Origin of the sequence: Cryobacterium arcticum, assembly GCF_001679725.1 — a bacterium.
In the GTDB taxonomy this organism is placed as follows: Bacteria; Actinomycetota; Actinomycetes; order Actinomycetales; family Microbacteriaceae; genus Cryobacterium; species Cryobacterium arcticum_A.
The window spans coordinates 119674-131516 of record NZ_CP016282.1 but is presented as its reverse complement, the minus strand read 5'-3'; the positions used below and the strand labels follow the sequence as shown (position 1 = coordinate 131516).

Annotated in this window: 12 protein-coding genes; 8 read left to right on the top strand and 4 right to left on the bottom strand. The window is 69.9% G+C overall.

Annotated features, from left to right (window positions below; genetic code table 11):
* Entirely contained in the window at positions 1 to 1047 is a 1047-nt protein-coding gene (locus tag PA27867_RS00585) for an alcohol dehydrogenase catalytic domain-containing protein (protein WP_066591741.1), read from the top strand.
* A gap of 181 nt (positions 1048 to 1228) precedes the next feature.
* Here the strand turns inward: PA27867_RS00585 and PA27867_RS00580 are convergent, their stop codons facing one another.
* Complete coding sequence (locus tag PA27867_RS00580) at positions 1229 to 2614, bottom strand: glycine--tRNA ligase (RefSeq protein ID WP_066591739.1); 1386 nt, start codon at positions 2612 to 2614, stop codon at positions 1229 to 1231.
* Between the two features lie 261 nt (positions 2615 to 2875).
* On the opposite strand from PA27867_RS00580, the gene PA27867_RS00575 reads away from it, so the two are divergent.
* The 6 genes from PA27867_RS00575 to PA27867_RS00550 all read left to right on the top strand — a co-directional run bounded on the left by PA27867_RS00575 (position 2876) and on the right by PA27867_RS00550 (position 8414).
* Entirely contained in the window at positions 2876 to 3703 is an 828-nt protein-coding gene (locus PA27867_RS00575; RefSeq protein WP_066591734.1) for a polysaccharide deacetylase family protein, read from the top strand.
* 137 nt (positions 3704 to 3840) lie between these two features.
* On the top strand, positions 3841 to 6120 hold the full coding sequence (locus PA27867_RS00570; protein WP_066591731.1) for a carbon starvation CstA family protein: 2280 nt from the start codon (positions 3841 to 3843) through the stop codon (positions 6118 to 6120).
* On the top strand, positions 6120 to 6356 hold the full coding sequence (locus PA27867_RS00565) for a YbdD/YjiX family protein (protein WP_084020509.1): 237 nt from the start codon (positions 6120 to 6122) through the stop codon (positions 6354 to 6356). The genes PA27867_RS00570 and PA27867_RS00565 overlap by 1 nt, the downstream gene beginning before the upstream one ends.
* A 68-nt stretch (positions 6357 to 6424) precedes the next feature.
* A complete protein-coding gene (locus tag PA27867_RS00560) occupies positions 6425 to 7267 on the top strand; it encodes a shikimate 5-dehydrogenase (RefSeq protein ID WP_066591728.1) in 843 nt (280 codons plus the stop codon).
* Entirely contained in the window at positions 7264 to 7719 is a 456-nt protein-coding gene (locus PA27867_RS00555; RefSeq protein ID WP_084020508.1) for an NUDIX hydrolase, read from the top strand. The genes PA27867_RS00560 and PA27867_RS00555 overlap by 4 nt, the downstream gene beginning before the upstream one ends.
* Positions 7720 to 7832: 113 nt before the next feature.
* Complete coding sequence (locus PA27867_RS00550; protein WP_066591726.1) at positions 7833 to 8414, top strand: hypothetical protein; 582 nt, start codon at positions 7833 to 7835, stop codon at positions 8412 to 8414.
* A 38-nt stretch (positions 8415 to 8452) separates the two neighbouring features.
* Here the strand turns inward: PA27867_RS00550 and PA27867_RS00545 are convergent, their stop codons facing one another.
* The 3 genes from PA27867_RS00545 to PA27867_RS00535 form a co-directional block, all read right to left on the bottom strand.
* On the bottom strand, positions 8453 to 8698 hold the full coding sequence (locus PA27867_RS00545) for an ATP-dependent DNA ligase (protein WP_335582775.1): 246 nt from the start codon (positions 8696 to 8698) through the stop codon (positions 8453 to 8455).
* A gap of 89 nt (positions 8699 to 8787) precedes the next feature.
* On the bottom strand, positions 8788 to 9666 hold the full coding sequence (locus PA27867_RS00540; protein ID WP_084020507.1) for an SDR family oxidoreductase: 879 nt from the start codon (positions 9664 to 9666) through the stop codon (positions 8788 to 8790).
* A gap of 216 nt (positions 9667 to 9882) precedes the next feature.
* Complete coding sequence (locus PA27867_RS00535) at positions 9883 to 11382, bottom strand: purine-cytosine permease family protein (protein ID WP_084020506.1); 1500 nt, start codon at positions 11380 to 11382, stop codon at positions 9883 to 9885.
* Positions 11383 to 11437: 55 nt separating this feature from the next.
* Between PA27867_RS00535 and PA27867_RS00530 the strand changes: the two genes are divergently transcribed.
* Positions 11438 to 11830 carry a VOC family protein gene (locus PA27867_RS00530; RefSeq protein WP_066591721.1) on the top strand — a complete coding sequence of 131 codons (393 nt, stop codon included), beginning with the start codon at positions 11438 to 11440 and terminating at the stop codon, positions 11828 to 11830.
* Positions 11831 to 11843 lie beyond the last annotated feature (13 nt).

Here is an 11843-nt window from a genome sequence, read left to right as displayed (position 1 = left end):
GTGCGCGCGGTCTGGTTCGACCGGTTCGGTGCTCTGCCCGAGCTGCGCGAGGTGCCCGACCCGGACCCTAGCGCCGCCGGCGTCGTGGTGCGGGTGGAGGCCACCGGGCTCTGCCGCAGCGACTGGCACGGCTGGCTGGGCCACGACGACGGCATCGCCCTGCCGCACGTCCCCGGGCACGAGCTCGTCGGCGTGATCGAGGCCGCCGGGCCTCTCGTCACCCGCTTCGCCGTGGGGCAGCGGGTCACCGTGCCGTTCGTCTGCGCCTGCGGCGACTGCCCGGAGTGCGCCACCGGCAACGCGCAGGTCTGCCGCAACCAGACCCAGCCCGGTTTCACCCACTGGGGTTCCTACGCCGAGAAGGTGGCGCTGCACAACGCCGACGTCAACCTCATCGCGGTGCCCGACGACCTCGACTCCGGCGCCGCGGCGCTGCTCGGCTGCCGGTTCGCCACCTCCTATCGCGGGCTCGTGCACCAGGCGAAGCTGCTCGCCGGCGAGACCCTCGTGGTGATCGGTTGCGGCGGCGTGGGCCTGTCCGCGGTTATGATCGGCGCAGCCCTCGGGGCCCGGGTGATCGCGGTGGACATCAGCGTGGACGCCCTGGCCGCCGCGGCCCGCGCCGGTGCCACCTACACGGTCAACTCCAGCGGGATGCCCGACGCCGCGGTGGTGGACCGGGTGCGCCTGCTCTCCGACGGAGGCGCCCACGTGTCGGTGGAGGCGCTCGGCCGGGAGAGCACGGTGGGCATTGCCATCCGGTCACTGGCCACCCGTGGCCGCCACGTGCAGATCGGCCTGCTCGCCGAAGACCCGCGCGTGCCGCTGGGTCTGGTGATCGGCCGGGAGCTCGCGGTGCTCGGCAGCCATGGCATGGCGGCCGGCGACTACCCCGAGCTGATGGCGCTGGTGACCAGCGGCCGGCTGCGCCCGCAGGACCTGATCAGCCATCGCATCCCGTTGGCCGACGCTCCGGCGGCTCTCGCCGCAATGTCGGCGCCCGAGCCCGCGGCCGGCGTCACCCTGATCGACCTCACCCTGCCCTAGCCATCCGCCCCACCCGGGTGCTCGCCCTGCGTTCGCCCGCGTGCTCGGCCACGAGGTGCGCGGGCGCCACGCCGCTGCGCTGCTGGCACGCCACACGCGAAACGGCGCCTGACCCGCGTCACTCGAAGTGCGGGTCAGGCGCCGTTGCGCGGGCGTCCGGCAGGCGGATGCAGCGGGGCTGTTACGCTCCGCGCAGGCGCAGGGCCAGGTAGGCGTCGAGCTCGGCCAGGGGCACGCGCTCCTGCGCCATGGTGTCGCGGTCGCGCACGGTCACGGCCTGGTCCTCGAGCGAGTCGAAGTCCACCGTGATGCAGTACGGGGTTCCGATCTCGTCCTGGCGGCGGTACCGGCGGCCGATGGCGCCGGCGTCGTCGAAGTCCACGTTCCACGATTCACGCAGGCGTGCGGCCAACGAGCGGGCCATCGGCGAGAGGGCCTCGTTGCGCGAGAGCGGCAGCACGGCGGCCTTGATCGGGGCCAGGCGCGGGTCGAGCTTGAGCACGGTGCGCTTGTCGACGCCGCCCTTCGCGTTGGGCACTTCTTCCTCGTGGTAGGCATCCACCAGGAACGCCATCAGCGAGCGGGTGAGGCCGGCCGCGGGCTCGATCACGTAGGGGATCCAGCGCTCGTTCTTGGTCTGGTCGAAGTAGGAGAGGTCCTTGCCGCTGGCCTCGGAGTGCGTCTTGAGGTCGAAGTCGGTGCGGTTGGCCACGCCCTCGAGCTCGCCGAACTCGCTGCCGGAGAAACCGAAGCGGTACTCGATGTCGACGGTGCGCTTGGAGTAGTGCGAGAGCTTCTCCTGGGCGTGTTCGTAGAGGCGCAGGTTCTCCGGGTCGATGCCCAGGCCCGTGTACCACCCCATCCGCTGGTCGATCCAGTACTGGTGCCATTCCTCGTCAGTGCCGGGCTCGACGAAGAATTCCATCTCCATCTGCTCGAACTCACGGGTGCGGAAGATGAAGTTTCCGGGGGTGATCTCGTTGCGGAAGCTCTTGCCGATCTGGCCGATGCCGAACGGGGGCTTCATCCGGGCAGCCTGCAGCACGTTCGCGAAGTTCACGAAGATGCCCTGCGCGGTCTCGGGGCGGAGGTACACCATGCCGGCCTCTTCGTCGACCGGGCCGAGGAAGGTCTTGAGCAGACCGGAGAACGCGCGCGGCTCGGTCCAGGTGTGCCGGTTGCCGCAGTTGGGGCAGGCGATGCCGTCGATGCCGCCCTCGGGGGCGCGGCCCTTCTTCTCCTCGAACTCCTCGACGAGGTGGTCCTCGCGGAAGCGCTTGTGACAGCTGGTGCACTCCACCAGAGGGTCGGAGAAGACCTCGACGTGGCCGGAGGCCTCCCAGACCTTGCGCGGCAGGATGACGGAGGAGTCCAGGCCCACGACGTCGTCGCGGCTCGTGACCATGAAGCGCCACCACTGCTTCTTGATGTTCTCCTTGAGCTCCACACCGAGGGGCCCGTAGTCCCAGGCCGACCGGCTACCGCCGTAGATCTCACCGGCCTGGAAGACGAACCCGCGGTGGCGGGCGAGGGCGATGACGGAATCAAGACGGGAAAGTGCGGCCACGGTGGCTCCAATGGTCCAAAAGGATGGTCAAAATGCGGGCGAGGGCCCGGAATGCGGATGGATTCATTTTAGCGAGGCGGGCACCACCCCCGATCACGGGCATTGCCAGCAGCACGCCGCGCCCGTACATTCGGAAACGTTCGCCCGACGCAGCGCATTTCCCGCTCTTCCGTCGTCGCCATCGACCGGCTCCGGGGGGAGGACCGCGTGCCGCAGGATGCTGAGCGAGGCGCGCCAGGTCAAGGCCTCCCCGACCTCGCCGTGAGCCGCCGTACCGTGCTGGCCTCCCTTGGCCTGTCGCTGGCCCTGGCCGGATGCGCCGCCCTGGCCCCCGAAACCCCTCCCGTGGCCACCCGGGCCGCCGTCGTCACGCCGCCGAGCCCGCTCCCCCGGCCGGTGCCCGCCGTGGCACCCGGGCCCGTGCCGGCTCTGCTGCCGGCCCCGAACCTGGCCCGCGTTCCCGTGCCGCCTGGCACCCTGTCCGACCTGCCCGGCGACGCCGGCCTGCTGGCCTGGACCGTGGACGACGGCTCGAGCAGCGAGGTGGTCGCCCGGTACGTGCGATTCGCCGCCGACACGGGTACCCGCCTCACCTTCTTCGTCACCGGCTGCTACGACGCTTGGACCGACAACGCGGCGCTGCTGCGGCCCCTGGTGGCGACCGGGCAGATCCAGCTGGGCAACCACACCTGGTCGCACCCCGACCTCACCACGCTGTCGGATGCCGACGTCAGCCTCGAGCTCGGACGCAACCACGACTTCATCACCGACACCTTCGGCACGGATGCCCGGCCCTATTTCCGCCCGCCCTACGGCGCGCACGACGACAGGGTGGATGCGCTGGCCGCCGACCTGGGCTACTCGGTGCCGACCACCTGGTACGGCTCACTGTCGGATTCCGGGCTGGAATCCGAACAGCAGGTGGTCGACTTCGCGACCACCTGGTTCCTGCCGGAACACATCGTGATCGGCCACCTCAACTTCGAACCGGTCACCAACGTCTTCCCGCAACTGCAGGCCCTCGTGCACGATCGCGGGCTCACCACGGTCACCCTCAACGACGTGTTCACCAGCGCGGCGCATCCCTGAAAGGCGCGGTCGACGGGCCGCTCCGGCGACACGCGCAGGACCAAAGCCCCCATCAGGGTGGCAGCCGGCTGTTACGGTTACCGGGTAACCCGGCAATTTGCTGTGAGTTTCAGCACGTATCTCAAAGGGGAGTACCAATGGGCGCGACGTCCAGCATTCCGCAAGGCGCAACCGACGGGCCAGACCTCACCCAGGACCCGGCGCTGCCGCCGGTAGCCCTGGATCCGACCATCCACGAGGCCGAGGAGGCCCACTGGACCCCGCTGAAGATCGGTATCTGGGTGGCTATCGCCCTGCTCGGCGGGCTGAGTTGGGTGATGCTGGCCGTGGTGCGCGGCGAGACCGTGAACGCCATCTGGTTCGTCTTCGCCGCGCTCTGCACGTACCTGATCGGCTACCGGTTCTACTCCAACTACATCCAGAAACACCTGCTCCGGCCGGATGACCGCCGGGCCACACCCGCGGAGTACAAGGCCGACGGCAAGGACTACGCCGCCACCGACCGCCGGGTGCTCTTCGGCCACCACTTCGCCGCCATCGCCGGCGCCGGCCCCCTGGTGGGCCCGGTACTCGCCGCGCAGATGGGTTACCTGCCCGGCACGATCTGGATCATCGTGGGCGTCGTGTTCGCCGGCGCCGTGCAGGACTACCTGGTGCTGTTCTTCTCGATGCGCCGCGGCGGCCGGTCGCTGGGCCAGATGGCCCGCGACGAGCTCGGCCGGGTCGGCGGCACGGCCGCCCTCATCGCCACCCTCACGATCATGGTCATCATCGTCGCCATCCTCGCCCTCGTCGTGGTCAACGCCCTCGCCGAGAGCGCCTGGGGCGTCTTCTCGGTCGGCATGACCATCCCGATCGCCCTGTTCATGGGCTGCTACCTGCGGTTCTTCCGCCCGGGCAAGGTCACCGAGATCTCGATCATCGGCTTCGTGCTGCTCATCGCCGCCATCGTCGGCGGCGGTGCGATCGCCGGCACCGAGTGGGGCGCGGCCATGTTCCACGTGGAGAAGGTGCCGCTGGCCATCGGCATCATCGTCTACGGTTTCGTCGCGGCGATCCTGCCGGTCTGGCTGCTGCTGGCACCGCGCGACTACCTCTCCACCTTCATGAAGATCGGCACGATCGGCATGCTCGCCCTGGCGATCGTCATCGTGCGGCCCGAGATCACGGTGCCCGCGGTGAGCGAGTTCGCCACCAGCGGCACCGGCCCCGTGGTCAGCGGCCAGCTCTTCCCGTTCCTCTTCGTCACCATCGCCTGCGGTGCCCTCTCCGGCTTCCATGCGTTGATCGCCTCGGGCACCACACCCAAGCTCATCGAGAAGGAACGCCAGACCCGGTTCATCGGCTACGGCGGCATGCTGATGGAATCGTTCGTGGCGATCATGGCCCTCGTGGCCGCACTGTCGATCGACCGTGGCATCTACTTCGCCATGAACGCCTCGCCGGCCCTCACTGGCGGCACGGTGGAAGGCGCGGTCACCTTCGTCAACAGCCTCGGCCTGACGGGCGTGAACCTCACCCCCGACATGCTCACGCAGACGGCGAAGGACGTCGGCGAAGCATCCATCGTGTCGCGTACCGGCGGCGCCCCGACCCTGTCGGTGGGCCTGGCGCACATCATGCAGCAGGTGGCCGGCGGCACCGGCATGATGGCGTTCTGGTACCACTTCGCGATCATGTTCGAGGCGCTGTTCATTCTCACCGCGGTGGATGCCGGCACCCGCGTCGCGCGGTTCATGCTGCAGGACAGCCTGGGCAACTTCTTCCCGAAGTTCAAGGACACCTCCTGGCGCACGGGCGCCTGGCTCACCACCGGCATCATGGTGGCGGCCTGGGGCGCGGTGCTCGTGATGGGCGTCACCGACCCGCTCGGCGGCATCAACACGCTGTTCCCGCTCTTCGGCATCGCCAACCAGCTGCTCGCCGCGATCGCGCTGGCCGTGTGCCTGGCCATCGTCGCCAAGCGCGGCCTGTTCCGCTACCTCTGGATCGTCGCGGTGCCGCTGGCCTTCGCGGCCATCGTCACCATCACGGCCTCGATCCTGAAGATCTTCTCGAGCGTGCCGTCGGTGGGCTACTTCGCCCAGAACGCCGCGTTCAGCAAGGCGCTGGCCGACGGGGAGACCAGCTTCGGCACGGCCACCTCGGTCGAGGCGATGGAGGCCGTGGTGCGGAACACGATGGTGCAGGGCATCCTGTCGATCGTGTTCGTGACGCTGGCCGTGATCGTGATCTTCACGGCGCTGCAGGCCACCTGGAACGCATGGAAGACGCACTCGAACGCGACGAACGAAGACCTCGCCGTGCCGTCCCGCATCTTCGCGCCGTCCGGCATCATGGCCACACCGGCCGAGAAGGCCACCCAGGCGCTGTGGGATGCCCTCCCCAGCACCAAGCGCAAGGCACGCGAGCACTGATGTCCGGCACGCAGGGCGCCACGGCGCCTGGGCTGGCCGGAACGGTTCGCACCGTTCTGGCCCGGCTCGCCTGGTACATCAGGGCAGTGTCGGGTGAGGATGCCTACGACAAGTACCGGGCGCACCACGAGTCGGTGCACGGCCCCGGCGACGCGGCACCGATGCTCACCGAGCGGGAGTTCTGGCGCGACCGCACCGACCGGCAGGACACCAACCCGCAGGGCCGCTGCTGCTGACCGGCTGCCCGTTCTGAAACCCACGGCCCGCCCGGGTGGAGATCCGGGCGGGCCGTAGCATTGAGGCGATGACTGATTCAACGCACCCCGTGACCAAGCCCGCCCTGAACAAGGACACCCGGCTCTGCATCTCGCTGGCCGCGCGGCCGAGCAACTTCGGCACCCGGTTCCACAACTACCTTTACGAGCAGTTCGGGCTGGACTTCGTCTACAAGGCCTTCACCACCACCGACCTGGCTGGCGCCATCGCCGGGGTGCGGGCGTTGGGCATCCGCGGTTGCTCGGTGTCGATGCCGTTCAAGGAGGACGTGATCGCCCTCGTCGACGAACTCGACGCCTCGGCCACGGCCATCCAGTCGGTGAACACCATCGTCAACGACGACGGCTACCTGCGCGCCTACAACACCGACTACATCGCCGCGGCCGACCTGCTGCGAAGCAACGCTCTCGACCCGGCCACCCCGTTCCTGCTGCGTGGCTCGGGCGGCATGGCCAAGGCCGTCGGGGCGGCGCTGCGCGACACCGGCTTCGCCCACGGCACCATCGTGGCCCGCAACGAGACCCGCGGCCGGGCCCTGGCCGATGAGCTCGGCTACGGCTGGCAGGCCGAGCCCGGCGACAGCACGGCGTCGCTGCTCGTGAACGTCACCCCGATCGGCATGGCCGGCGGCGCCCAGGCGGCCGAGTCGGCGTTCACCGACGCGGCCATCGCGGCCGCCGACACCGTCTTCGACGTCGTGGCACTGCCCGCCGAGACCCCGCTGATCCTGGCCGCCCGCGCGCAGGGCAAGACCGTCATCACGGGCGCCGAGGTGATCGCCCTGCAGGCCGCCGAGCAGTTCGAGCGCTACACCGGCGTGCGGCCCACGCCCGAGCAGGTGCACGCGGCCTCGGTCTTCGCCCGCGCATGAGCGACGCCGCGGCCCGCACGCCGCACGGCGGCGCGGTGAACGACGGCCCGGCGCATCCGGACATTCTCGTGGCCGCGATCGCGCTCATCCGCGACCGCCGGGTGCTCATGGTCACCGCCCGCGGCCGTGATGTGTGGTTCATGCCCGGCGGCAAGATCGACCCCGGTGAGTCCGAGGCGGATGCCGCGGCCCGCGAGGCGTGGGAAGAGGTTGCCGTGCGTCTGGACCCGGCCGCCCTCGTGCCGCTGTTCACGGTGCTGATCCAGGCGCACGGCGAACCGGACGGACGGCTCGTGCGGATGGCCGTGTTCGGCGCCGAGACCGCCGACGACCCCGCGGCGAGCGCCGAGGTGAGCGCCGTGCACTGGGCCTCCAGCGCCGACGAGGACCGCTGCCCGCCCGCCGGCGTCGAGGTGCTGCGCCGCCTGCACGCCGCCGACCTCATCGACTGACCCGCCCGCCTCGCGAACAGTGAGTTCAGCCCCAGAATCTGGGGTCTTTTGGGCTCAACTCACAGTTCGCGGGAGGGGACGCGGGTCGGGACGGGCGGGCGTACCCTGCCTGCATGACCGACCACGTGCCGATGCCCTGGGACCATATCCGGCTCTGGGAGATCGGGCAGTTGCAGACCGACACCGGGATGGGCCTCGAGCACTGGCTCGCGCGCATCCAGGATGCCGCGCCGGCGACCGAAGCGGACCTGCGCGAGTGGCTCACCCAGGAAGGGGTGAGCGGCTACTCGCGTGCGCTCCTGGTGCACGAGACGTTCGGCTACCCGAACTCCACCGTGCGGGCCGCCGACGAACTGCTCGACGCCCAGTATGCCGACCGGCCGACGCTCCGGCCGATCCTGGACGCCGTGCTGCTCTACGCGGGCGACCTCGACGATGTGAGCATCCTCACCCGCAGCACCCACGTGGCCCTGACCGGTCCCAACCGCACCTTCGCCGTGGTGCAGCCGACCACCCAGGAGCGAGTGGACCTGGGCTTGCGCATCGAGGTACCCGCCGACGCGCCGGATACCCGGCTGCAGCCGGCCGCACACCTCGGGGCCGACTTCCCGGCCAGCATCCCGCTCACCTCGGCCGGCCAGGTCGATTCAGAGGTGGCCGCCTGGCTCAAGTTCGCCTACGACACCGCCGGCTGAACGGGTCGGCGCCCAGCCGATGTGGTGAGGCAGTGGGCTCATCCCTCCGGCGGTTCGGCGCTGAGGAGCAGGCCGTGGCCGCTATTGGCCGAGGTGGTGAGCTGCTCGATCCAGCTGCGGTTGATCCGAGGGGTCTTGCCCCCGAAGTACCTGAAATACAGCGGGATGGACGGATGCAACCAAACACTGGACCGCCCGGCGCCGGCGGTCGGAGAGTCATTCCAGGACAGGAAGAAGCTCTCGCCCCGGCGGAGCTTGGAACCGATGACGACCTGAAGGTGCACGAGCGCGCGATCGTCGAATTCGACCTCACGGCCGTCATAGATGAGCTTTCCGATGGTGCTGTTCCTTCCCGGGTCTCCCTTCTGCCGGTTTAGAAGCCGCGGCCGCCCGTCACGGGCACGACGGCTCCCGAGATGTAGGAGGCCTCCGGCGAGGCCAGGAACACGTATGCGGAAGCCAGCTCGGCCGGCTGGCCGGCGCGGCCCAGCGGGGTCTCCTGGCCGAAGGTGGGCAGTTTGTCGGGCCAGGACGTCGCCGGGATCAGCGGCGTCCAGATCGGGCCGGGCGCCACGGCGTTCACCCGCACACCCGTGGAGCCCAGCTGCTGGGCGAGCGCCTGGGTGAAGGCCACCAGGGCGGCCTTGGTCATCGCGTAGTCGATGAGTTCGGGCGACGGGCTGGACGCCTGGATGGACGACGTCGAGATGATCGACGAGCCCGGCGCCAGGTGCGGGATGGCCGTACGCGCGATCCACAGGGTGGCGTAGAGATTGGTCTTGAACACCCTGTCGAACTCCTTGGTCGAGAGGTTCTCCAGACCGTCGCGGTTCTCCTGGTAGGCGGCGTTCAGCACGAGGATGTCGAGGCCGCCGAGTTCGGTCACGGTCTGATTGACGATCGAGATGCAGTGCCCCTCCTCGCGGATGTCGCCGGGCAGCAGGAGTGCTGTGCGGCCGGCGTCGCGGATCACGGCGGCGGTCTCCTCGGCATCCGCCTGCTCTTCGGGCAGGTAGGAGAGGGCGACGTCGGCGCCCTCCCTGGCGTACGCGATGGCCACGGCCCGGCCGATGCCGGAGTCGCCGCCGGTGATCAGCGCGCGCTTGCCGGTGAGCTTGCCGCTGCCCCGGTAGGTCTCTTCGCCGTGATCGGGTCGCGGATCGGTCGCCGCGGTGAGGCCGGGCTGCTCCTGCTCCTGCTTGGGGAAGCCGTCGGAGAAGTACTTGGTGGTGGGGTCTTCGCTGTGAGTCATGTGGGGCTCCTTGAATGACATCGGGGTGTCCCTCGGATGCGTCGGGCAGGGTTCACTACGACTAAGACGGAAAAACACCGGGAAACGTCATGGATTCGATGCCCGGGCGTGCCCGCGGGGCGCGGCGAACGCCGGAGCCCCCCAGATCCCCGACCGGGGAGCGCCTGCCGGGGCGAATGCGCGCTCAGTGGCGCGGAATACCGTGCTCGCGCCCGGTCACCCGCGGCTCGCCGGAGCTGCCGGCGCAACATCGGTCAGGTGGTCGCCGTCGGCCAGCGGCTCCGCTTCCTGCCGGCGCACGGCCGCGCGCCCGAACAGCAGCGTGCCCCCGAAGCCGATCACGAGGGCCGCGAGCACGCCGAGGTTGGCGAAGGCCCAGTCGCCGTCCCGGCCACCGAGGCCGAGGGGCTCGAGGAGGTAGCCCTGCCAGGCCAGCCAACCGGCGAACCCGTTGGTGACCAGGCCCCAGCCGACAACCGTGCCGAGGCCGATGAGCACGAGCGCGAGCGCCCGCACCCGCCCGTACCGACCGGCGGGGTCGAAGAGATCGGCGGCCGAGTAACCGGTGCGGCGCATCAGCACGTCGGCCATGAAGATGCCGCACCAGGCCGCGACGGGCACGCCCAGGGTGATCAGGAAGCCCTGGAACGGGCCAAGGAAGTCGGCCGCGAAGAAGACCACGTAGATCGAGCCGAGCACCATGAGCACCCCGTCGATGCCGGCCGCCACGGGGCGGGGCACCCGCACACCGGCGCTGAGCAGCGCCAGGCCGGAGGAGTAGATGTCGAGCACGGCACCGCCGACGAGGCCGAGCACGGCGGTGAGCGCGAACGGGATCAGGAACCACACCGGCAGGATCGTGGTGAGCGCGCCGATCGGGTCGAGCGCGATGGCCGCGCTCAGCTCGGGCGACGACCCGGCCAGGAGGAGGCCGAACAGCAGCAGGATGACCGGGGCCAGCGAGGCGCCGAAGGTGGTCCAACCGACCACGCCGGCGCTGGACGCCGAACGCGGCAGGTACCGGGAGTAGTCGGCGGCCGCGTTGACCCAGCCCAGCCCGAATCCGGTCATCATGAACACCAGCGCCCCCATCACCTGCGGCGTGGATCCGGCCGGGATCGCCGCCAGGGTGGCCCCGTCGATCTGGCCGACGGTGAGCACGATGTACACCACGGTGAGCACGCCGGTGACGACGGTGATCCACATCTGCAGCTTCATGATGAAGTCGAAGCCGATGATGCCGCCGGTCACGATGAGGGCCGCCACCACGAGCAGCGCCACGACCTTGGTCGCATCCCCGCCCTGCCAGCCGAGTTCGCGGAAGACCGTGGCGGTGGCCAACACGGCCAGGGACGCGAGGACCGTCTCCCACCCCACGGTGAGCAACCAGGACAGCGCGGAGGGCACCCGGCTTCCGGTGACACCGAACGCGGCCCTGGTCAGGGTCATGGTGGGCGCATGCCCGCGCTTGCCCGCCAGGGCGATGAACCCGCAGAACAGGAACGAGACGACGATGCCGACCAGGCCCACGATCGTGGCCTGCCAGAACGAGATGCCGAACCCGAGCAGGAAGGACCCGTAGCTCACGCCCAGGACCGACACATTCGCCGCGAACCACGGCCAGAACAGGTCCCGGGGCCGGCCGCGGTGCTCGCTCTGATCAATCGAATTGATGCCGTTCTGCTCCACACTCAGCGCTGTGCTCTGGTCGCTCATGCGACGAGACTACTCGCACGATAGACACGCGGCGGATTGCGACTATCGTGCCTGCATGGAGCCGAAACTCTTCGCCTACCTCAGCTACCGGGATGCCCCCGCGGCCCTGACCTGGCTGGCCGGGCTGGGATTCGCCCTGGTGCGGCGGCAGGACGGCGACGTCGACCAGGTGGTGCACGCCGAGGTGCGCCTGGGCGAGGTGGTGCTGATGATCTCCACCGCGGATGCCGCCTACGAGACCCCCGCGCTGCTCGGCCGCTCCACCGGACGTGGGCTGTACCTGCTGGTCGACGACGTGGATACGAGCTTCCACCGCGCACGGGCGGCCGGGGGCACTCCGGTCATCGAACCGGAGGACACCGAGTGGGGCACCCGGCGGGCGCGGGTGCTGGACCCGGAGGGAAACGAATGGAGCTTCGGGACCTATGAGCCCGGCGCCAGCTGGTGAGCCGGACGGGCGG